This window comes from Paenibacillus sp. ICGEB2008 (assembly GCF_000307675.1).
Lineage (GTDB): Bacteria > Bacillota > Bacilli > Paenibacillales > Paenibacillaceae > Paenibacillus > Paenibacillus polymyxa.
Window position 1 is genome coordinate 375771 of record NZ_AMQU01000007.1, and the last position, 22346, is coordinate 398116.

A 22346-nucleotide genomic window follows, 5' to 3' on the forward strand; every position below is an offset into this window, starting at 1 on the left:
CGCACGTTCAGGGGTTTGTTACGCTGTAGATAACGAACAAATATCTATCAATATTTGGAGGAAAACGATATGTTTTGTTATCAGTGTGAACAGACGCCGAGTGGCGGGTGTAAAGTCATTGGGGTGTGCGGAAAAAATGAGACAGTAGCGAGCTTGCAGGATACAATGATTTTTGCATTAAAAGGGATTGCTGCCTATGCCACACATGCACGTCAGTTGGGATATACCGATCCTGAGGTGGATCGGATCACGCATGAAGCGTTATATATGACCTTAACCAATTCTAACTTTAATGTACAAGAGCATTTGGAGATGGCAATGAAGGTCGGAAATGCAGCTGTACGGATCATGGATGTGCTGGATCGTGCCCATACGGATCGTTTTGGCATCCCACAGCCGATTACCGTCAGCCAAAATAAAATCGAAGGTCAATGCATCGTCGTGACCGGACATAATCTGTACGCGCTGGAAGAATTACTGCGTCAGACCGAAGGAAAGGGCATCAACATCTACACCCACTCGGAAATGCTGCCAGCGCACGGTTATCCGGCGTTGAAGAAATATGCACATTTGAAGGGCAATATCGGCAAGGCTTGGTACGATCAACGCAGATTGTTCGAGGAGTTCCCGGGCGCGATTCTTGCCACGACCAACTGTGTTATGCCGATTAAAGGCACATATGCAGACCGCTTCTTCTCTTATGAAGTAGCAGGGCTGGAAGGTGTAGCCAAAATTGTGAACGACGACTTCTCTCCACTAATTGAACGCGCGTTGGCCCTGCCAGCCGCTGATGTAGACTCGGAACAGGTGCTTACGACAGGATACCATCATGAGACGGTCATCGGGCTGGCACCTGAGATCATTCAGGCCGTCAAAGACGGACATATCCGCCGTTTCTTCGTCATCGCAGGCTGTGACGCACCAGGCAAAGGCGGCAACTATTACCGCGAGCTGGCTACATCCTTGCCGAACGACACGGTTATTCTGACCACGTCTTGTGGTAAATTCCGCTTTAATGATGTGGACTACGGCACCGTTGGAGATACTGGCATTCCACGTTATATTGATTTGGGGCAATGCAACAATTCCGGTTCTACTGTGAAAATCGCTCTGGCTTTAGCGGATGCTTTTGGTTGTACGGTGAATGAGCTACCTGTCAGCATTGTGCTGTCCTGGTTTGAGCAAAAAGCAGTTGCCATCCTGCTAGGCTTGTTCAGCCTTGGCATCCAGGATATTCGCATTGGGCCAAAGCCGCCTGAGTTTATTTCTTCGGGTGTACTTGATGTACTGGTGGAGATGTTTGGCTTGAAGCTAATTACGACCGCAGAGGAAGATATGAAAGCGATGCTGGCGTTGTCGTAAGAGGTAGGTGGGGAACTGCAGAGTGCAGTTCCTTTTTTTTTGTTTCATCGTTCATCCATTCTAATAAATATATCCGTAAGAATCTTTAAGGCCAGCTCAGTATCTTTGGTTTCACGAGTTCTTAGGAGAGACAAAATGGCTTTTATACTCGAATCTTCTTCGGTAAGCTCATCATTTTCCTTCACATATGTAAGCAATTGATAGACGCCCACGTTCAGTGCCTTCGCTATTTTCTCCAGATTTTTCAAAGATATATTTCTCTCCGCACGCTCAATGAAACCAATATAACTCGAATTGAAACCTGCTTTTTCGGCTAAAGCTTCTTGGGAAAGCCCTTTAGACTTTCGAATATCTCGAATACGTGTGCCGACTAATTCTAATAGTTCTGACATGAATACACCTCTCTATAGTTAGAAGTGTAGAGAAAGAGTTACATCTAATTAATATGCGTTAGTAAGTAAATTGAATTAAAAACTACTATATAGTAATATTCATTATGAAGCTTGTCCGATAGCTAGAAAATTATACATTTTAGTGGTCTAATGATATGCTACGTTGCTCACATTTGTTTCAGGATTTTGCAAAACCCTTATTTATGAAATTCTAAATCAGGAGTTGATTCCCCCATGAAACGCTACTCCTTAAGCAACCAACTACATAGTGAAGCTGATTTCAAATTGCCTAAGTATAGTGACACCCACATATTGAATTGCATGATGGATTTTCAAAAGCTTGCCCAATACCAAATGCAGCTTGCCCAGATGATGCGTGATCATAATCAATGGCTAAATTGCCTCATTCTTTGTGATCGCGCCATGTTTTCTATGGCAAAGGCCATTTATGTGCATCGAAATCAAATCATGCCTTTATCCATCAGCCTATCCATGAACGATCTGCTCAGGCTAATTCGCTCGGATGCGGAGCCTTGTTTAGATATGGTACTGTTTATGGGCACCGTGCATTATCTGGTTTCAGGAGAGGATGATCCATCCAAGGAGACGATGAAACAGGAGGAAGTAGACATGTTGCTTTATAAAACAGACTCTATTCTAGAGTCTCTGTCACAACGGATCGTAGCTGATCCGTCTAAGCGGTATCCGTCTATTTTTAAAGAAAACCCGTTCAATTAAATTGTTAAAATTTTTTATTCTTCATATCAGAAAGGGTGTTATTTGAAATGCCTACATACAACAAGCTGGTGCGGGATCGGATCCCGCATATCATTATGTCTCAGGGTAAGGAATGTCGGACACGCATTTTGGACCTAGAGGAGTATAAGCAGGAACTGCGAACGAAGCTTCGTGAAGAGACTGAGGAGTATTTTGCAGCGGACAAAGATCAGGACGCGCTGGAAGAACTGGCGGATATGCTGGAAGTCATCCGAGCGCTGGCAGAAGTACATGGAGCGAATGTAGCCGAACTGGACAAGCTCCGGGCAGACAAAGCCGAGGCACGAGGCGGATTCCAGGAGCGGGTGTTCTTAATTGATGTCGACGAAGCTTAACGTCATTAAGTAATACCTCCCCCACCACAAAGGTTAAAATTTTATAAAAAAAAGTTCAAAACCTGCAAAGACCTTCCCCGGCCTGGAATGATACCATGTGTTTGCACATAAAAAAAGAGAGGTGCTCATCGCCTCGCTTATGTAAGCGCTATCTCATTTCAATTTTAATCAGCAATGACCTGAGGATTTTGCAAAATCCTTACCTTCAAATGACCTGCATCACATGAGGAAAGGGGAACTTCATATGAAAAAGGGAGCTGTTGTTGTTTGGCTTCTGGTTTTGGCCCTGATGCTTTCGGCCTGCAATCTGGCGGAGAGTGGAACGGGCAGCAAGGAAAAAGGCTATGTGGGCATTTCCATGCCGACCAAATCGTCCGAGCGTTGGGTAGGGGACGGAGAAAATATGGTTCGGTTGTTTCAGGAGCAAGGCTATAAAACGGATTTACAGTATGCCGAGGACGTGGTGGAAAATCAAATTTCCCAAATCGAAAACATGATCACCAAGGGCGTTAATGTTATGGTCATTGCTTCGGTCGATGGAAACACGCTGACGGATGTAATTCAGAAGGCACACGACCGAGGGATTCAGGTCATTTCTTACGACCGTCTGATTCGCAACACACCGTATCTGACGTATTATGCGACCTTTGATAACTTCAAGGTGGGCGTATTACAGGCGGCATATATTGAGAAAAAGCTGGGTCTCAAGGATGGCAAGGGCCCTTTCAATATCGAGCTGTTCGGCGGATCGCCGGATGACAATAATGCATACTTCTTCTTTAATGGTGCGATGTCCGTACTTAAGCCATACATTGATTCCGGTAAGCTGGTCGTGCGCAGCAAGCAGATGACGATGGCGCAGATCGCTACACTGCGATGGGATGGAGCTTTGGCACAGTCGCGGATGGATAATCTGCTGAGTGCCTACTACTCAGGGGCCAATCTGGATGCGGTGCTCTCTCCGTATGACGGCATTAGCATCGGTATCATTTCATCCCTGAAAGGGGTCGGATATGGATCAGCGAACAAGCCACTGCCGATCATTACCGGACAGGATGCGGAGCTGGCTTCGATCAAATCCATTGTGGCTGGAGAGCAGACCCAAACCATATTTAAGGATACCCGTAAGCTGGCTGAGCAAACGGTCGTGATGGCCAACAGCATTTTACAAGGCAAGCAAGCGGAAGTAAATGACGTTAAATCCTATAACAACGGGAAAAAGGTAATTCCTGCTTACTTGCTTGATCCAATCTCGGTGGATCGGACGAATGTAGAGAAGGATATTGTCGGCAGTCACTATTACACCAAAGAACAAATCGGACTGAAATAAGAATAAGAATCCAACCGAAAGGAGCGTATCCCATGACTGGAATCATTTTGGAAATGAAGGGAATTACCAAAACCTTTCCTGGCGTAAAGGCATTGGAAAATGTGAATCTCAAGGTCAAGGAAGGCGAGATTCATTCGCTGTGTGGCGAGAACGGGGCGGGCAAATCGACGTTGATGAAGGTACTGAGTGGTGTATACCCACATGGAACCTACGAAGGGGATATTATTTTCCAGGGCAAAACGTGTGAGTTCAAGGATATCAAGCAGAGCGAGGAATTGGGCATCGTCATTATCCATCAGGAACTGGCATTGATCCCGTATCTCTCGATTGCAGAAAATATTTATCTGGGCAACGAACGCGCCAGCGGTGGCGTGATTGATTGGAAAGAGACTTTTGTCGGGACACGCGAGCTACTGTCCAAGGTCGGGTTGAGTGAAAACCCCAATACCTTGGTTACGAACATCGGGGTCGGCAAGCAACAACTGGTCGAAATTGCGAAAGCGCTCTCTAAAAAGGTAAAGCTGCTTATTCTGGATGAACCAACAGCGGCATTGAATGAGGATGATAGTGAAAATCTGCTTAATTTGATGCTGGAATTTAAAAAACAGGGCATTTCCTGCATTCTGATCTCCCACAAGCTGAATGAGGTCGCAAAGGTATCGGATTCGATTACGATTTTGCGGGACGGGAAGACGATTGAGACGCTGGATATGAGAAAGGATGAGGTCACAGAGGATCGGATCATTAGCGGAATGGTTGGACGCGATCTGACCAGCCGTTATCCAGAGCGTCATGCCGAGATTGGCAAAGTCGTGTTGGAAGTGAAGGACTGGACGGTATATCACGAGCATCATGCGGACCGCAAGGTGCTGGATCAGGTGAATCTGAACATTCGCCGCGGTGAAATTGTCGGCATTGCCGGGCTGATGGGGGCGGGACGGACCGAGCTGGCGATGAGCATCTTTGGCAAGTCATACGGGCGCAACATCTCGGGTCAACTGATTAAGGACGGCAAGCCGATCCAGAACAACACGGTTACAGACGCGATTAACAACGGCTTTGCCTATGTGACGGAGGATCGCAAGGAGTACGGCCTCATTTTAATGGATGATATCAAGCGCAATATTTCGCTGACCGGTCTGAACAAGCTGGCGAAAGGCGCTGTAGTTAATGAGCAGGAGGAAGTCGTCGTTGCAGAGGAAATGAAAAAAAGCATGAACATCAAAGCGCCGAGTATTTTGCAGAAAACGGGCAATCTGAGTGGCGGCAATCAGCAGAAGGTAGTACTGAGCAAATGGATTTTTGCCGGACCGGATATTCTGATTCTGGATGAGCCGACGCGCGGCATAGATGTGGGTGCCAAATACGAAATTTATACGATTATTCATCGTCTTGCCGCTGAAGGCAAGGGGGTACTGGTTATTTCGTCCGAGCTGCCAGAGGTACTGGGCTTGTGTGACCGGATTTATGTTATGAATGCCGGGCGGATCACCGGAGAGGTTAGCCGTGAGGACGCTTCGCAGGAAACGTTGATGAGATATATGACCAAGTCAGGAGGCGTGAAGCATGGAAACCATAACTAAACTATTTAAAAATAACATCCGCCAATATGGCATGATGATTGCGCTGGTCGTTATTATGATTTTGTTCGAGGTGCTGACAGGCGGCTTGCTATTGAAGCCGATTAATATTACCAATCTGATTCTGCAAAACAGCTACATTCTCGTACTGGCGATCGGGATGGTGCTGGTTATCATCACTGGGCATATTGACTTGTCCGTCGGCTCCATAGCCGCTTTTGTCGGTGCGGTTGCCGCCATTATGATGGTCGATTGGCAGCTTCCAGCGTGGGTCGCTGTGATTGCAGCTTTGCTGGTCGGAGCGTTAATTGGGGCATGGCAAGGGTTCTGGGTCGCTTATGTACGGATTCCGGCATTTATCGTTACCTTGGCGGGGATGCTGCTCTTCCGCGGATTGACAATGATCGTGCTGGAAGGCCAATCGATCTCTCCTTTTCCGGGGGGATTCCAGAAAATCAGTTCAGGCTTCCTGCCGGATTTTTCATCTACCGGTTATAACCTGGTATCCATCATTGTCGGCATTGCACTTACGGTATGGTTTATCGTGAACGAAATTCGCGAACGCCGCTCTCAGCTTAAATATGGATTTGAGGTTCCGTCACAGGTGTTATTTGTACTCAAATTGATCGTGGTGGCTGCTGTGATTAATCTGTTCACCTTCATGCTCGCGAGCTATGCGGGGATTCCGAACATTCTCGTTCTGCTGTTCATCCTGATCGTGGTATACTCCTTCGTCATGAACCGCACGGTTATGGGGCGCCATGTGTATGCGCTGGGTGGAAATGAAAAGGCAGCGGGCCTGTCTGGTGTCAAAACGAAAAAAGTAACATTCTGGGTATTTGTCAACATGGGCGTACTGGCTGCCATTTCTGGTCTCATCTTTGCTGCACGTCTGAATGCGGCTACGCCGAGAGCAGGTACGAACTTTGAGCTGGATGCCATCGCTGCTTGCTTTATCGGTGGAGCTTCGGCGTCGGGCGGGATCGGAACGGTTTTTGGAGCCATTATCGGTGGCTTGGTCATGGGCGTACTGAATAACGGTATGTCTCTGATTGGTCTCGGTATTGACTGGCAGCAAGGGATCAAGGGCTTGGTACTGCTGCTGGCGGTTGCCTTCGATATTTACAACAAAAACAAAAGATCAGTTTAAGCTTATATTCAACATTGTAAAATAAGCAAACCTCCAGTCCCACTTGAAACTGTGGATGCTGGAGGTTTTTGCTTTGTTAGGTTTATGGCTATTAGCTAACCCAACTAAGTCGTCACCATTTGTCCGCCGTTCACATGCAGCGTCTGGCCGGTAATGTAGGAGCCATCATCTGAAGCCAACAGCACATAGGCCGGAGCCAATTCATAAGGCTGCCCGGCACGCTTCATCGGCGTATTGCTGCCAAAGGTGCGAATGACTTCAGTTGACTGTGTGGCCGGATTCAGCGGAGTCCAGATCGGACCGGGAGCAATGGCATTCACGCGAATACCCTGATCGACCAGATTATTAGCCAAAGCGCGCGTGAAGCTGACAATGGCTCCTTTGGTAGCTGAATAATCAATCATATTTTTTTGCCCAACATAGGCTGTAACCGATGCCGTATTGACGATGCTGGCCCCAGCCCGCATATACGGCAAGGCTTCTGTAGTCATATGGAAGAAGGAAATAATATTCGTATCAAACGTATCACGTAGCTGCTGTTCACTGATATCCAAATAGGATTCGCGCACAAACTGAATCCCCATATTATTAATGAGGATATCAATACGACCGAAGGTTTCCATCGTTTTTTGAACAACCAGACAGCAGTTGCTTCTAAGCCTTAGATCACCTGGAATTAGCAAGCAACGTCGGCCAAGCCGGTGAATGACATCACGGGTCTCCATCGCATCTCGATGCTCATCGAGATAGGCAATGACCACATCGGCCCCTTCCTTGGCAAATGCGACTGCAACCGCGCGACCAATGCCACTGTCCCCGCCGCTAATAATCGCCACCCGATCCTGAAGCTTTCCCGTACCGATATACTTTGGATTATCAAAGATAGGGCGTGGAACCACCAGGTATTCCAACCCCGGCTGTCTATATTGATGCTGGGGAGGAAAAGCAATCGGAACTTCTTTACATTGGGTTTCTGTACCATAATAAGGATGCTGATATTGCCAATTCATTTAATAATCCCTTCTTTTAGGCGTTTTGAAATCCAATATATTCGAAATAGGCGCAAACGGTGAATCGGGAATTATCGCCTTATGCCGAAATCGTCGCTCCATCTGCCGGAATATGGACACGCTTCTCCAGACCTTCACGATGGATATGTTCCGTAAACTCGGAGCGAGTCAGTACACAATGGTTGATGGCTTCCATATGGACAGCAACGACTTGGGTGTAAGGAGCATGCTGTGCAACAGCTGTTACATCTTGGGCAGTCATAATAATGGGATCGCCCACTGTAAACCGCGCTCCTCCAGCGTTTACGATCGTCCAGTCTGGGCGGTATTTATCCAGTGCTTCCGCGACTTCACTGCACCAAATGGTATCCCCGGCCACGTAGACGACAGGCTCACCTGGAGCCTGAAATACAAAGCCGGATACGGGTCCCATCTGCTCCCCGATTTCTCCAGTACCGTGATGTCCAGCAGTACGGTTGATCTCAATTTCTCCGACAGAAACAGCCACCGAAATCGGAGTAACCTGTGTAAAACCGTCAGCCATGATTTGTTCTTCATTTCCGGGCTGGCAGAAGACGGGAAGCTGTTTGTCCAGCCAGCGTACTGCTGCCGGGTCCCAATGATCCAGATGCAAATGCGTGACGATGACAACGTCAGGCTGTCCAAGCGTTTGCCATTGTGGTGGCAAGGGAACCAGCGGATTGCGGAGAGTGTTTTCCGTATTGGGAACTGGTGGATTTAGGCCAGCATCACTCAGCATCGGATCAATCAGAAATTTTACTCCTGCGTATTCGATCCATAAGGTTGCGTTGCGGATTAGTGTGATATTCATATATGGAAGCTCCTTTGATCGTAAATGTTTTTTTTGACCGAATGTATTTTCGGCCGTTCTTGGTTTCTGCTACAATCATATCTGACGCAAGCAGATGCAGGCTACGGCCTGCTGAAAGGAAAACCAGCATTCTCGTTTCATCATGAAAGGAAAAATAATTATGGAACTATTCGTACCTGATGAGACCGACCTGCGTATTCTTCATCATTTAATTGAAGACAGCTCTTTAACGCATAAGGAGATCGGTCAGCTAGTTCATTTGACAGGCCAAGCAGTAGGGGCGCGTGTTCGAAAAATGCAGGATGCAGGTATTATTGAGGGCTATACACTACGCTGGAACCCGGAGAAAATTGGGCAGACGATTCATGCCTTTATTACGGTTTTTCTGAATTCAGGAACGACTCACAGTGCTTTTCAGACTTTTGCACGGGAGCATTCCTCTATTGTCGAAATCCATCGGGTAAGTGGGGAGGGCTGTTATTGGATGCGGGTGCGCATGTCATCACAGTCAGAGTTAAATACCATGCTGGATGAACTTACGAAGTTTGGCAACTACAAATTGAGCTTTTCCATTGGCGAAATTTAATGATAAAAGCTTTCGGCATTTTGTGCCGAAAGCTTTTGTTTACGAGGGCTATTGAAGTCAGCGTTATAGGCTCATTTTAAAAATATGCTGCAAGCCGTGTTGTCCCATTTTAGTGTTACCTTCATCGATAAAGCCGCATTTGAGATATAGACTTTGGGCAGAAAGATTACGGGCATTGACGCCTAGTACAATCTCGCGAATATGTGGAAAGTGTGTAGAGATGAACTGTGGTAGCAGAAGCAGTCCTTGTTTAGCAAACCCTTGTCCCTGATCTGCGTAGTTAATTGAAAATGCACGCAGTAGCAGTGCCTCAGAAGTATTCGTATAGTCTGCTAATTCATCTCCATCGTATAAAATGAAAAATCCAACCGGCCTTCCAGTAGCCGTAATCACGACTGGATGGCGGTGTGGGTCTTCCTTGGCCAGTGCCAGCATTTCAGCTGGCATTCCAGTAAATTGCTTCTGCTCCTCGGGCAAATAAAAGGTATGTAAAATCGCATCATGCTCACAATGGTAAGGGACAAGCCCTACATTATTCATCATTACACTCCGATCTGTACAAATTTTAAACTTTCTATACATCTCGTTTGCTAAAAAAAGAAACCTGAACTTGCCTTCCTTACGTATTATCCATACATAAACTAGCATAGTCAAAAGGAGACGTCTACGCTTATGAAGCCGCTTATAGAATATCGGGAAAGTCAGGATGTATTGCACCAAGAGCTGAAGCAGATTGAAAAGTGGGAGAAGGAGCAGAAGGATATTTTTTTTCTGGGAAAAAATCGGCAGATGGCCCTTTATGCTGTTGGATCGGCTGACGCCCAAAATCATTAAGGACAAGCTGGAGCAGCTGCTTAACGAGATGGGCAGCTTCATTCAGAATGGTGGCAAATATTTGGTGAAAGAAGAAACAGTCCTGAGTAAGCTGAACAAGACGGCCCGTGAATATATGATTCAGCAAAATGGTGCAGCTTCCGCCTCGGATACGGAGAATCAGCCCCATTCCGGGGAAAATGCAGATGCAGAACATAGCGCCGAATCCACGTGGGATTTGAAGCAGGCGGCTGAGCTTCCGCTAACGATCATGGATCAGACTGCGGACGAGATGACGTCGGGTCGCATTACCTTTGCCACCGCTCAGGGAGCAACCACGGGAATTGGCGGTGTGTTTACAATTGCGGCGGATATCCCTATTTTGCTTGGCTTGTCACTCAAGGTGCTTCAGGAAATCGCTTTGTGTTATGGATTTAACCCCCATGATAAGCAGGAGCGCATTTTTATTATTAAATGTATGCAATTCGCTTCATCTGATATTGTGGGGAAGAAAGCTGTATTAGAGGAACTGGCCTTGTTCGATGATCCTTCACGTCAGGCACAGGTTTTTTCCCAGATGCAGGGTTGGAAAGAGGTCATTAACACCTATCGTGATCAGTTTGGATGGAAAAAGCTGCTGCAAATGGTCCCGATTGCGGGCATTTTGTTTGGCTCCATTGCCAATCGAAGCGCTATTAGTGACGTAGCTGAAGCAGGGAAAATGCTGTATCGGAAGCGCCGTATTTTGATGCGTTTGGCAGAAGAAGAGAATGAATTAGAGTAGAAGTGGGGAATTACGTTACTTTGCTACAAAACCTTTGCTATAAAGGTGTGCAGCGGCCTAGTTGGCCGCCGCATGTCAGCTTATTACACTTCGGCTCCATTTTCTTCCGCCCAGCGATTCAGGGTTTTGTCTGTAGGAAGTAAGAAGGTTAAAATGCCGAGCAGTGGCAAAAAGCCGCATAGGAACATAATGTTGGTGATGCCTACTTTGTCGATCCAGTTGCCGAGCACGAGTGCACCCACACCGCCAAGGCCAAAGGCCAGGCCCGTAATGAGACCGGACACCGTCCCGATTTTGCCAGGCACGAGCATCTGTGCATATACGACTGTGACCGAAAAGCTGGACAACATAATAAATCCAATAATCGCCAGCAGGATCGCCGTCCAGAATTGGTTGGCATAAGGCAGCAGCAGCGCCAATGGTGCAGCTAATACCATGGACAGAAAAATCATATTGCGCTTGCCAAAACGGTCTGCCAGCGGACCACCAAAGAAGGTACCTAGCGCTCCAGCCCCGAGGAACAGGAAAATGTACAGCTGTGCATCCGCCAATGGCATTTTAAATACTTCCATCAAGTAAAACGAATAGTAGCTTCCCACCGAGGTCGAATACCACGAACGGACAAATACCAGCAGAATGAGGACAATCATGGCAAACATAATGCGGCTGCGCACTTCGGGCTTCATGCGGCGTGTCGCCACTTTTTTGCGTGCAATGCCTTCTGTACGCAGGACGTTACCGTACCAGCGGGCAATGAATGATTGCACTACAATCCCGGCTGCCGCAATACCTGTGAACCAGATGGCGCCAAATTGCCCCAACGGGATAAAAATCCAGCTTGTGAGCATCGGTGCCAGCGATTGGCCTGCATTGCCGCCAACCTGGAAAATGGATTGTGCCAATCCCCGGCGTGATCCTGCCGCCATATGGGACACGCGCGAGCCTTCCGGGTGAAAGGCAGCTGAGCCCAGACCTACGAAGATGACTGCGATTAGCACCGCTTTATAATCGGCAGCATAGGCGAGCAGCAGCATGCCGGTCAGCGTAAAGCCCATACCGATGGGAAGGATAGCGGGCGTAGGTCGTTTGTCCGAAAACAAGCCAATGACAGGCTGCATGATCGAAGCTGTAAAGTTGATGGCGAATGAAATCCAGCCGATCTGCGTGTAGCTCAGGCTCATAGATTCCTTCAGGATCGGAAAGATCGCTGGAATGACCGATTGAATCGAGTCATTGAACAGATGGACGAAACTGATGGCAATCAGAATCGCAAAAACGGTACCTTTCGCTTGCGGCCCCTGGAGGGGGAGCGACTGGCCCGTTTCATTTTTTGTAGCAGATTTAGTAGTCATGGCAACCTCCGGGTATGTATGTATATTTTAAGATATAGGAAGCAATCCATTTGCAGCAAATGGCTGAAAGTGGGATAAAGTCCCTATTTACTCATCGCTGCTTGCCCATCCTGCTGGATACTCTTTATTGCTCGGTCCTTTAATTTACAACAGATTATCTCGCTCTGAGTGTATTGTATCTGTATAAGATATCCTTTACTTATCATTTTACTCTCTAACATGCATGAATTGGTTCAACTCGTCTTCAGGGATTATTAGATTTCCACAGTAGACTAAATTGGAATGAAATTCCCATTCGCCATATGCCACCAAATGGTTATCATCCTTAACTCTTTTAATTAATGCCCAAATCCCAAGATTACTTTGTGCGTTTGCATCAAGAAGAATCCAATCCTTATATTGCAATAGTTGAGCCTCTCCAAACATATGAAATGAATCCAGATATCCTGTTCCATCACGGGGTGGCATTTCATTACATACATTTTTCAATAACAGGACTTCCTCCACTCTGACAGTGATCCAAGCTCTTTTTTCATTTTTCGATATGATGTCTTCAAATCTACATTTAATAAACGCAGAGAAGTTGATCTCATCAGGCTGCTCTTCCCAACCATTAAAATGTGAATAAGCAGGTCTGAATAAAGTCCAAAAAGTTTCTCCAACGGACATATGAAAAGGAAAATATACTTGTACTTTTTTTGAATCACCTTTTACCGGAGGTATCAATGCTCTTTCCCATATTTCACTATTTAGATCTGGAGTATGATGTTTGAAATCCGCCCAGTCCATAGCATCTTCGATGGCTACAATCTCAAAATCTTTGTTTTCTAAGGGGTTTATCTGGTATCTGTTTACACGCTCCACATTTGAAAGCAATAGTTTCCTCGCTCATAAGACAACCTACCTTAATTAGATTTTATGGGCCAATACACCAACTATATTGATCATAAGCACATATCAACATGGTGAAAGTATTACAAACAATAAAAACTATTCTATGTTGAATGTTGTTGATATTCCTCTTACATATAAATAAGCAAGAAGAATTTAACAAAACTAGGCTCTTTATTTAACAAACTTAAGATATGATTCTTTATGTCATACAACTTGTTGTATAGATAATAGCTCCGTAGAAACAGGATGAAGAGCACAAGAGAAGAGAGGATCTGATTTGAGAATGAAATTGCTAAGAAAACCACTATCAGTTGCATTATTATCTGTACCATTACTTCTAGGTTCTCTGGGTGGAAATTTCGCGAGTGCAGCAACCTTGCCAACAACAGTAACTCCAACAGAACCGTCATGGGGATATTTCGTAGATCATTACAAAAATAATAGTGCTGCTAATAAGACGGAAAGCTCCAATCCGACCCTTGGGTTGCTCTCTGAATTTAATAAGCTTTGGACTCCTGGGGCTACCTGGGACACAGGGACTAAGCTAAATAGCAGTGTACTGGACGCTAATATTCAAAAAGTGATTGATATTGCTGCCCGTCGAACTTCCAGTGAGGCCGATGCGGCTTATTTGGACGACCGCCGAAATCAGAGCTACAGTGTAATCGACGGTCTGGGTTCGCTTACTGATATATATCGAAAGAAGGCAGGTGCCACGACGACAATCAACGACGTTCCGGCCGATGCCACAACTAAAAAATATGAAGATGAGGGAACGAATGCAGGGGATACCAGCTCCAGTCTCGGCAACGTCGTGAATCTGGTCAATACCTTGCGTGGGGACTACTCTACGACGAACCCGGCCAAGTCTTACTTTAGTTATCCTCGTCCGTTCCGTTGGAGCGATAATTCGGTGATTGTCCCAAGTCTGATCCCCGCTCTCAAATCTGATGCTACTAATGATGGCGGCTTTCCTAGCGGTCATACCAATGCTGCATATCTCAGTTCCATAGCTATGGCCTATGCCATGCCGGAGCGTTATCAGGAATTGCTGACACGAGCTTCGGAGCTGGGCAATAACCGTGTTGTTGCTGGCATGCATTCCCCGCTTGATGTTATGGGAGGACGCGTCATGGCAACGGCGATGGCTGCTGCCATCCTGTCTGATCCAGCCAATAGGAACTTGAAGAAAGCAGCTTACCAGGATGCTCATAAACAATTGCTGTCCCAAAAAGGTACAGCCCCAGATCGGTTCAGCAATTATGCTGCGAACAAAAAAAATTATAATGAACGATTAACGTATGGATTTAATCAAATTAACCCAACCACGACGCCAATGACAGTACCTAAGGGAGCTGAAGTGCTGTTGGAGACACGTCAACCTTACCTTGACAGCACACAACGCCGTTGGGTATTGGCCACTACAGGCCTTCCATCCGGTTATCCTGTGCTTGACGATGCCGAAGGATGGGGACGCTTGAACCTGTTTTCCGCCGCGGATGGCTACGGTGCTTTTGCCAATAATGTTACGGTGAATATGGACGCTTCCAAAGGCGGTTTCAATGCATTGGATCGCTGGCGCAACCATATTTCTGGTGTTGGAAAGCTGATTAAAAAGGGAACAGGTACGTTGAAGCTTATGGGTAGCAATACGTATTCCGGTGGTACACAGATCGATCAAGGCGTACTTGAAGGTAATTCGGAGACAGCTTTCGGAAGTGGTACAGTTACAAATAACGGGGGAACTCTTCTTAAAAACAATGCTGGAAAGCTGATTGTTGGCAGCAATTACAAACAAACAGCCAAGGGTAAGCTTGAACTCAATCTGCAAAGTAAAAATGATGTACTCAAAATTAAGGGAACCGCCCAACTTAACGGAAAATTACGCCTGAATTTTTCTAACAAATATGTACCAGCTAGCGGTGCCACCATTTTAACCTACGGCAAACGCACTGGGGCATTCTCTTCTATTGAAGCAGCAGGTTTGCCAAGCAATTATAAAGTGAAGATTGTCTATACGGCTGATCGTGTTCAGTTGAAAGTCACGAAGTAACCAAATAGGACAATAAAAAGTGCACCTTTGGAATACACCGGATAAACCATGAAGTATTATCCAGTGCCCATTCTGAAGGTGCATTTTTTGTTCCTCCAGTACAAAGCCTATTTTTCGGAGTTATTTATAGCCAAGGGTATAAAAAGGTCAAAATTTGACCTTAATGTAGTAAAATAATCGCACTGTTTGAAAGCGCAGTCATGTTATTCTTAAGAAGCATATTAGTCCAAGTTTTAAAGGTTCAGACTAACTAAGAGGAACAGAGGAAAGGAAGAAGACTGATGAGTCTTGAGAAAGAATACGTTAAAATAGCCCAGGATGTCATTAAAGGGCTTGGTGGAGAAGACAATATTATTTCCATGGCACATTGTGCTACACGGTTGAGATTGATTGTAAAAGACAGGGATATTATTGATGATGAATTTATTGAAAATATTGATAAGGCAAAAGGGGTCTTTTTTACCTCCGGACAATATCAGATTATTTTTGGAACCGGTACCGTGAACAAAGTTTACGAAGCGATGGTCGGCCAGAACGTATCTGCGACATCAAAGGCAGAGCTGAAAGAGAAGGCCTCCACGCAAGATGACAACTTTTTCAAAAGAATGATCCGGGTTTTCGGAGATGTATTCGTTCCCATTATCCCTGCATTGGTAGCTACCGGCTTGTTTATGGGAGTTAGGGGCTTGGTAACTCAGCCTGCACTGCTACAGTTATTTGGACTTACACCGGATGATATTTCTGCGAATTTCATATTATTTACGCAAATACTGACCGATACTGCTTTTGCCTTTTTACCCGTGCTGGTCTGCTGGTCTGCATTCAGAGTGTTTGGCGGGTCGCCGATCTTGGGAATTTTGCTCGGACTCATGCTGGTAAGTCCTTCTTTACCTACTTCCTGGGATGTCGCTCAACATGTGAAGGAGCCTCTTTTGTTTTTGGGCTTCATCAAAATCGCAGGCTATCAGGGCTCCGTTTTGCCGGCGTTCATTATAGGGATCGTGGGAGCGATGATGGAGAAAAGAATCAGGAAATCCGTTCCTGAGGCATTGGACTTGATTCTGACACCGTTTCTGACATTGTTGCTCACACTGGTACTGGGCTTGTTCGTGATTGGTCCCATCTTCCATGAAGTAGAGGTTTTAATATTATCGGCAGTGACAGCTATTTTGAAATTGCCATTTGGCATTGGCGGGTTTATTTATGGTGGCATTAATCAGATTATTGTCGTTACCGGACTGCACCATGCGCTCAACCTGATCGAAATACAGATGCTGGTGGATGGCGGCTGGAATATGGTTAACCCGATCAGCTCGGCCTCTATTTGTGCACAAGCAGGTGCGGCGTTAGCTGTCGGCCTGAAATCGAAAAGATTAAAAACCAAATCTATTGCCTATCCTTCTGCCGTGTCTGCACTGCTGGGCATTACAGAACCGGCAATTTTTGGGGTGAACATTCGGTATGGTAAACCATTCGTGATGGGCTTGATTGGAGGAGCGGTTGGAGGATTCTTCGCACGTATCTTTAATGTTCAAGCCACAGGCATGTCGATTACAGCTATACCTGGCTTGTTATTGTATCTGAATAATCAAATTTTTCTGTATGCTTTAGTTTGTTTAATCGGTTTTGGTGTAGCATTTGCGTTGACGTGGATCTTTGGATTTAAAGAAAAAATAGAGAACAAATAGAGAATAAATAAAATTTTGTGGAGAAAATCATGGACAACAAAACATTGCTTGAAAAATTGAACAGTCTTTCAATAGAAGAGAAGATCGGCCAGCTCATCCAACTGACTGGTGATTTTTTTGAAGGAGACATGGATACGGTTGTGACGGGCCCTTTGAAAAAATTGGGGCTAAACACGGACTATAATATTTATAACACGGGCTCCATATTAAACATTACCAACCCGGAAAAAATAATCCGGTTGCAAACCGATTATTTGGAAAAATCGGTTCATAAAATTCCACTGTTATTCATGGCGGATATTATCTATGGCTATCGAACCATTTTCCCAATTCCGATTGCTCAAGCATGTAGCTGGAACTATGAGGGGATAGAGAATGCGGCTTCGATTGCTGCTCAGGAGTGCTACGAGGAAGGCATTCATGTAACCTTTTCCCCCATGGTAGATATGGTTAGAGATCCTCGCTGGGGGCGGGTGATGGAATCACCTGGAGAAGATACCTTGCTGGCGCAGAAATATGCGCAAAGCGTAGTTCTGGGAATCCAGGGCAGCAACTTGGAAGATGGAGCCGTACCAGCTCATAAAATTGCTGCTTGTGTCAAGCATTTTGCCGCTTATGGAGCACCTGTAGCGGGACGTGAATACAATGCCGTGGATCTATCGGAGCATGCATTGCGAGAATATTATTTACCTGGATATCAAGCAGCAATAGAAGCGGGCGCCAAGCTTGTCATGACGGCTTTTAATACGTTGAATGGGATACCTGCGACTGGAAACGAGTGGCTTAACCGTGACGTACTAAGACAGGAAATGAAGTTTGACGGTGTATTGATCTCGGATTACGCCGCTATTGAAGAGTTAATCATGCATGGTTATGCCGAAGATGAGACTTCCGCCGCCAGGCTGGCACTGTTGGCGGGTGTGGATGTGGATATGAAGACGGCAGTGTACGCTAATCAATTGAAGAATGTAATATCTGGTAACAACTATATGCTGGAGCTTCTGAATGAAGCTGTATACCGTGTCTTACAGCTGAAAAATGATTTGGGGCTGTTTGAGGACCCGTTCCGCGGATTACAGGAAATCGTTAAACGTTCAACCAGCAGCATTCTGTCAGACGAACATAAACAAGCGGCACTGTCCTTGGCAGAAGAATCCGTTGTGCTGCTGAAAAATGAAAATAATGTATTGCCATTATCAAAGGAAACGAAGGTAGCTTTAATGGGTCCCTATGCAGAAGAAAATTCCACCCTGGGTATGTGGGCGATCAAGGGAGAGCAGACAGACACTATTAATTTGAAAACGGGGTTGTTACAGCTTGTTGGCCCCGACAATCTCTCGGTATGCAGAGGAAGTTATCTGCTACCTCTTGATGCAAGGGAAACGTTCGATAAATATGCGGACAAACTAGCTGTTGAAACAAGGTCCGAGGAAGCTCTACTGCAAGAAGCCATTAGGAATGCAAATGAAGCAGAGGTCATAGTCCTTGCCTTGGGAGAAAGTATTTATCAGAGCGGAGAAGGTGGATCACGAACGAATCCGACGCTGCCAGAGCCGCAATTGAGATTACTTCATGAATTAAGCTTATTGGGCAAAAGGATCGTTCTGATCGTATATAGCGGAAGACCTTTGATTCTTACCAATGTTGTTGAAAAGGTGGACACCATTGTTCAGGCCTGGTATCCGGGAACGATGGGCGGAGAAGCGCTGGCTAATATATTGTATGGGAAAGTAAATCCATCCGGGAAATTAGCAATGACCTTTCCACGTAGCGTCGGTCAAATTCCGATCTACTACAATGAGCTGAATACAGGGAGACCGAATTTAAAGGAAAATGGCTCTTACCGCTTTGCGTCCCGATATATAGATGAAGTGAACGAACCCTTGTATCCGTTTGGCTATGGCCTATCCTATACCTCATTTGAATACAGTCTATTAACCGTCAGCCAAAAGGAAATGAAAACAGATGAGTCAGTGGATATCCGTATTTCTGTATCCAACACTGGAACGTATGATGGAAAAGAAACGATTCAATTATATATTCGCGATAAATTTGCAAGTGTTGCAAGGCCAGTGAAAGAATTAAAAGACTTTAGAAAAGTATTTTTACAAAGCGGCGAGACTGCAGTTGTGGAATTTTCAATTGATGAAGACATGCTCAAATTTTATGGGCGTGAAATGGAATACAAGAGTGAGCCAGGTGAATTTGAGGTTTATATCGGTTCAAGCTCACAGGACATTTTGCTAAGCTTTAGTTTTACTTTGTTACCGGAGGATAAACATGAATAAAAGCGACGCTTATCATCTTAAATATCATATTACTCCTCCTTACGGGCTATTAAACGATCCTAATGGACTTGCCTTTTTCAATCAACAATATCATGTGTTCTATCAGTGGAACCCCAAAGGAACCGAACATCGAAATAAATGCTGGGGCCATGTTGTTTCGAGCGATCTGGTGCATTGGCAAAGAAAGGGTGTAGCGCTGGAGCCTTCGGAATGGTATGACAAGGACGGCATTTATTCCGGAGGCGCCATAGTCCATGATGAAAAGCTGTATCTGTTTTACACAGGAAATGTAATCAGGGATGATGGAGTCCGAGAAAGCTATCAATGCGTAGCCATTTCGGAAGATGGGGAGCATTTCGAGAAAATGGGTCCTTTGTTTGAACATCCACAAGGCTATACCAGACATGTCCGAGACCCGAAAGTATGGAGAGATCGGAACGGGAACTGGTGGCTGATCGTTGGCGCTCAAAGAGAGGATTTGACTGGAGATACGCTTATCTACAAATCTATAAATTTGTCTGATTGGGAATGCCAAGGATCATTTTTGGACCATGATCATGAATTCGGATATATGTGGGAATGCCCTGATCTACTTCAATTTGCGGAAAATGATATTTTTGTGTTCTCTCCTCAGGGCTTACCAGAAGCAGGCGAATATTATAGAAACCCTAACCAATCGGGATATGTTGTTGGGAAATTAACGAGTACAGGAAAATTCAACGGAAACCTTGCCCATTTTAAAGAGCTTGATCGGGGGTTTGATTTCTACGCACCACAATCATTCAAGGTGAATGATAGAACCATTATGTTCGGATGGATGAGCGCCATGAATGAAGAAGCAGAGAGGGCTGTTCCCACCATTCAGGAAGGCTGGATTCATGCGCTGACTCTTCCTAGAGAAATCGTATTGTCTAACGGTGTGCTATACCAGAAACCATTGCCGGAATTACAATTGCTAAGAATGGACGGTGTACATTCCAAGGAGAACATTCACAAAAATAGGGTTTGGCTGCTGCCTTCCCTACAGGTGGAGTGCAATGTTCATTTTTCGAAGCTTACAGAGAACTTCAAAATGATAGTCAGAAATGCGGTGGAAATTGACTATGATTCGGAAAAAAACAGTTTAACCGTATGGAGAACCAACTGGTTGACGAACCAGAGAGAGTACAGAAAAGCAACGTTAGCCAGTCAAGTTGCAGGCATGCAAATATTTATAGAAAGCTCAAGTCTGGAGATCTTTGTGAACGAAGGCGAGGAAGTATTTTCTCTGCGTTATTTCCTGGAAGATACGGAACAACGCAGTATGGTGCTTGAAGCAGGAGACAATGAAGGAGAAATTGAGATTTATCAGTTGCAGGAATGTGATACCATAATCAATCATTAAAACTTTATTCTTATCTTTTACCTGAGAGCTACAAGCAGGCAAGGAAAGGCTGTTCATTTCTCCGTTTGCGAGAAGAACTGCCTTTTTTTGTCTTAGTCGGCTGAAGAGATTTCAGCTTGTGTAGGCATTTTACTATCGGTATAGTATGAGTATTAGAGTATATGACTGAATATAATTACTGTTGATTACTCATAGCTGGTTGATGAGGTGTCGTATGAAGAAAATATATGAACATATTGAAATAGACAGAAGAAAAATGATTAACCTCTTTATGTTTCAATCGACAGATACAGAAAGAGTCATCCCCATGCATTTTCACAGTAATATGGAATTAATTTATTGTACAAGTGGAAGTCTCAAGGTGTGGCATGAAGGAAAGATAACCATTTTGATGGAAAAGGATGCACTGTTCATTAATAGCAATGTACCGCATTCCACCCAAAGTATTACGGAAAACCAGGTCGTTGTACTGCAATTTCCAGCTACCTTTTTTGCCAATGAACAAGTATCCATCCAATTAAACACGCAAGAGCAACAAGTTGAACATACTATACTTTCTAAATTAAGAGAGTTATTTATGGATATATATAACCTGCATATTTCCAAAGGGAAATATGACTATATTTTAGAGCAAAGCCGAATTATTGAACTTAAGTATTTGCTTGTTAATCATTTTAGTCAGGCAGCAGACCTACAGCCGGAGGTATTTAGTGAAAAGCAGCAAAAGATAAAGACGATCATGGACTTTATTAAAGAACATTACGCTGAAAATATTAGCCTAGCGAAAACAGCCCGAATATGTGGCTATTCGGAGGCTTATTTGTCGAGAATGTTTCATGAATATACAGGTCAGATGTTTACGGAGTACAAGCAAATTCTTTGTTTGGAAAAGGCGATTGATTTATTGGAAACAACGAATAAGTCACTTACAGAAATTTCTTACGAGGCAGGCTTTCCCAACGAGAAGTCTTTTAGAAAAGCTTTTAAGGAAGTTATGGGTAAGACCCCTTATGAATATAAAAAATCAAAATTTGATCTGAGTGTGTAAACGACGCCACAAGCGATATACTCTTATGGATGATTTCGATAGACTAGAAACATAGGGGCTGTCCTTGAGTCATTTTATGACTATTGGGACAGCCCCTTATTTATATTTGTATGCAAGCGCATAGAGAGGATCAGCCTATCGATTATCCACCGTCTCTGGATACATATCATGGTTCATCATACGGTGTTCTGCGATTTGCTCATACTTCGTTCCCGGCTTGCCGTAGTTGGTGTACGGGTCGATAGAGATACCGCCGCGTGGCGTAAATTTGCCCCATACTTCAATGTAGCGAGGGTCCATCAGCTTAATCAAGTCATTCATGATGATATTGACGCAGTCTTCATGGAAATCACCGTGGTTGCGGAAGCTGAATAGGTACAGCTTAAGGGACTTGCTTTCAACCATTTTAATATCAGGAATGTAGCTGATGTAGATGGTCGCAAAATCAGGCTGTCCTGTAATCGGGCAAAGGCTGGTGAACTCTGGACAATTGAATTTTACAAAATAATCGCGGTACGGGTGTTTATTATCAAAGCTTTCGAGAATGGCGGGATCATAGGCAAATGTGTATTGTGTGCCTTGATTGCCAAGTAGGGTAACGTCGGTCATTTCTTCAGGTTTTCTTCCGGTCATGTTGAGTGAGGCTCCTTAAAGTTGGTTTAGTTTGGTAAAAGAGAGAGGGAGTTAT

At 45.0% G+C, this 22346-nt stretch carries 19 protein-coding genes and 1 pseudogene; 13 read left to right on the forward strand and 7 right to left on the reverse strand.

Annotation, left to right across the window (positions count from 1 at the left end):
* The first annotated feature begins 69 nt into the window (after positions 1-69).
* Complete coding sequence (gene hcp, locus C400_RS0106470; protein ID WP_017426382.1) at positions 70-1362, forward strand: hydroxylamine reductase; 1293 nt, start codon at positions 70-72, stop codon at positions 1360-1362.
* A gap of 44 nt (positions 1363-1406) precedes the next feature.
* Here the strand turns inward: hcp and C400_RS0106475 are convergent, their stop codons facing one another.
* Positions 1407-1754: a helix-turn-helix domain-containing protein gene (locus C400_RS0106475; RefSeq protein ID WP_016821354.1), complete on the reverse strand. Its 348-nt coding sequence runs from the start codon at positions 1752-1754 to the stop codon at positions 1407-1409.
* 234 nt (positions 1755-1988) lie between these two features.
* Here C400_RS0106475 and C400_RS0106480 point away from each other — a divergent pair, with 234 nt between their 5' ends.
* From C400_RS0106480 to mmsB, 5 genes are all read left to right on the forward strand, one after another.
* Positions 1989-2492, forward strand: a complete 504-nt coding sequence (locus C400_RS0106480; RefSeq protein ID WP_017426383.1) for a hypothetical protein — start codon at positions 1989-1991, stop codon at positions 2490-2492.
* A 47-nt stretch (positions 2493-2539) separates the two neighbouring features.
* Positions 2540-2866 (forward strand): nucleoside triphosphate pyrophosphohydrolase, encoded by a 327-nt coding sequence (locus tag C400_RS0106485; RefSeq protein WP_017426384.1) that lies wholly within the window; start codon positions 2540-2542, stop codon positions 2864-2866.
* A gap of 244 nt (positions 2867-3110) precedes the next feature.
* Positions 3111-4196, forward strand: coding sequence for a multiple monosaccharide ABC transporter substrate-binding protein (chvE, locus tag C400_RS0106490; RefSeq protein WP_017426385.1), 1086 nt, complete (start codon positions 3111-3113; stop codon positions 4194-4196).
* 32 nt (positions 4197-4228) lie between these two features.
* Positions 4229-5779 (forward strand): multiple monosaccharide ABC transporter ATP-binding protein, encoded by a 1551-nt coding sequence (mmsA, locus tag C400_RS0106495; protein ID WP_017426386.1) that lies wholly within the window; start codon positions 4229-4231, stop codon positions 5777-5779.
* The gene (gene mmsB / locus C400_RS0106500; RefSeq protein WP_016821349.1) at positions 5763-6926 is read left to right on the forward strand and encodes a multiple monosaccharide ABC transporter permease; all 1164 of its coding nucleotides are present in this window, start codon (positions 5763-5765) and stop codon (positions 6924-6926) included. Before mmsA ends, mmsB begins: the two co-directional genes overlap by 17 nt.
* Positions 6927-7030: 104 nt before the next feature.
* Here the strand turns inward: mmsB and C400_RS0106505 are convergent, their stop codons facing one another.
* The gene (locus C400_RS0106505) at positions 7031-7936 is read right to left on the reverse strand and encodes a glucose 1-dehydrogenase (RefSeq protein ID WP_016821348.1); all 906 of its coding nucleotides are present in this window, start codon (positions 7934-7936) and stop codon (positions 7031-7033) included.
* Positions 7937-8015: 79 nt separating this feature from the next.
* On the reverse strand, positions 8016-8768 hold the full coding sequence (locus tag C400_RS0106510; RefSeq protein WP_017426387.1) for an MBL fold metallo-hydrolase: 753 nt from the start codon (positions 8766-8768) through the stop codon (positions 8016-8018).
* 160 nt (positions 8769-8928) lie between these two features.
* On the opposite strand from C400_RS0106510, the gene C400_RS0106520 reads away from it, so the two are divergent.
* A complete protein-coding gene (locus tag C400_RS0106520; protein ID WP_017426389.1) occupies positions 8929-9354 on the forward strand; it encodes an Lrp/AsnC family transcriptional regulator in 426 nt (141 codons plus the stop codon).
* A 63-nt stretch (positions 9355-9417) separates the two neighbouring features.
* Here the strand turns inward: C400_RS0106520 and C400_RS0106525 are convergent, their stop codons facing one another.
* Complete coding sequence (locus C400_RS0106525; protein ID WP_017426390.1) at positions 9418-9894, reverse strand: GNAT family N-acetyltransferase; 477 nt, start codon at positions 9892-9894, stop codon at positions 9418-9420.
* Positions 9895-10026: 132 nt separating this feature from the next.
* Here C400_RS0106525 and C400_RS0106530 point away from each other — a divergent pair.
* A pseudogene (locus C400_RS0106530) lies at positions 10027-10951 on the forward strand (EcsC family protein).
* An 83-nt stretch (positions 10952-11034) separates the two neighbouring features.
* Here the strand turns inward: C400_RS0106530 and C400_RS0106535 are convergent.
* Together C400_RS0106535 and C400_RS27485 are read right to left on the reverse strand one after the other, a co-directional pair.
* Positions 11035-12303: an MFS transporter gene (locus tag C400_RS0106535; RefSeq protein ID WP_017426391.1), complete on the reverse strand. Its 1269-nt coding sequence runs from the start codon at positions 12301-12303 to the stop codon at positions 11035-11037.
* Between the two features lie 207 nt (positions 12304-12510).
* Positions 12511-13167 (reverse strand): hypothetical protein, encoded by a 657-nt coding sequence (locus C400_RS27485; RefSeq protein WP_232795323.1) that lies wholly within the window; start codon positions 13165-13167, stop codon positions 12511-12513.
* A gap of 313 nt (positions 13168-13480) precedes the next feature.
* Between C400_RS27485 and C400_RS0106550 the strand changes: the two genes are divergently transcribed.
* The 5 genes from C400_RS0106550 (at position 13481) to C400_RS0106570 (ending at position 21658) form a co-directional block, all read left to right on the forward strand.
* Positions 13481-15250, forward strand: a complete 1770-nt coding sequence (locus C400_RS0106550) for an acid phosphatase (RefSeq protein WP_017426393.1) — start codon at positions 13481-13483, stop codon at positions 15248-15250.
* 281 nt (positions 15251-15531) lie between these two features.
* A complete protein-coding gene (locus C400_RS0106555; RefSeq protein ID WP_017426394.1) occupies positions 15532-16938 on the forward strand; it encodes a sucrose-specific PTS transporter subunit IIBC in 1407 nt (468 codons plus the stop codon).
* A gap of 29 nt (positions 16939-16967) precedes the next feature.
* Positions 16968-19226 (forward strand): beta-glucosidase BglX, encoded by a 2259-nt coding sequence (gene bglX / locus C400_RS0106560; RefSeq protein WP_017426395.1) that lies wholly within the window; start codon positions 16968-16970, stop codon positions 19224-19226.
* Positions 19219-20610: a glycoside hydrolase family 32 protein gene (locus C400_RS0106565; RefSeq protein ID WP_017426396.1), complete on the forward strand. Its 1392-nt coding sequence runs from the start codon at positions 19219-19221 to the stop codon at positions 20608-20610. The genes bglX and C400_RS0106565 overlap by 8 nt, the downstream gene beginning before the upstream one ends.
* Before the next feature lie 214 nt (positions 20611-20824).
* Positions 20825-21658, forward strand: coding sequence for an AraC family transcriptional regulator (locus C400_RS0106570; RefSeq protein ID WP_017426397.1), 834 nt, complete (start codon positions 20825-20827; stop codon positions 21656-21658).
* 135 nt (positions 21659-21793) lie between these two features.
* Here the strand turns inward: C400_RS0106570 and queF are convergent, their stop codons facing one another.
* On the reverse strand, positions 21794-22291 hold the full coding sequence (gene queF, locus C400_RS0106575; RefSeq protein WP_017426398.1) for a preQ(1) synthase: 498 nt from the start codon (positions 22289-22291) through the stop codon (positions 21794-21796).
* Positions 22292-22346: the final 55 nt, after the last annotated feature.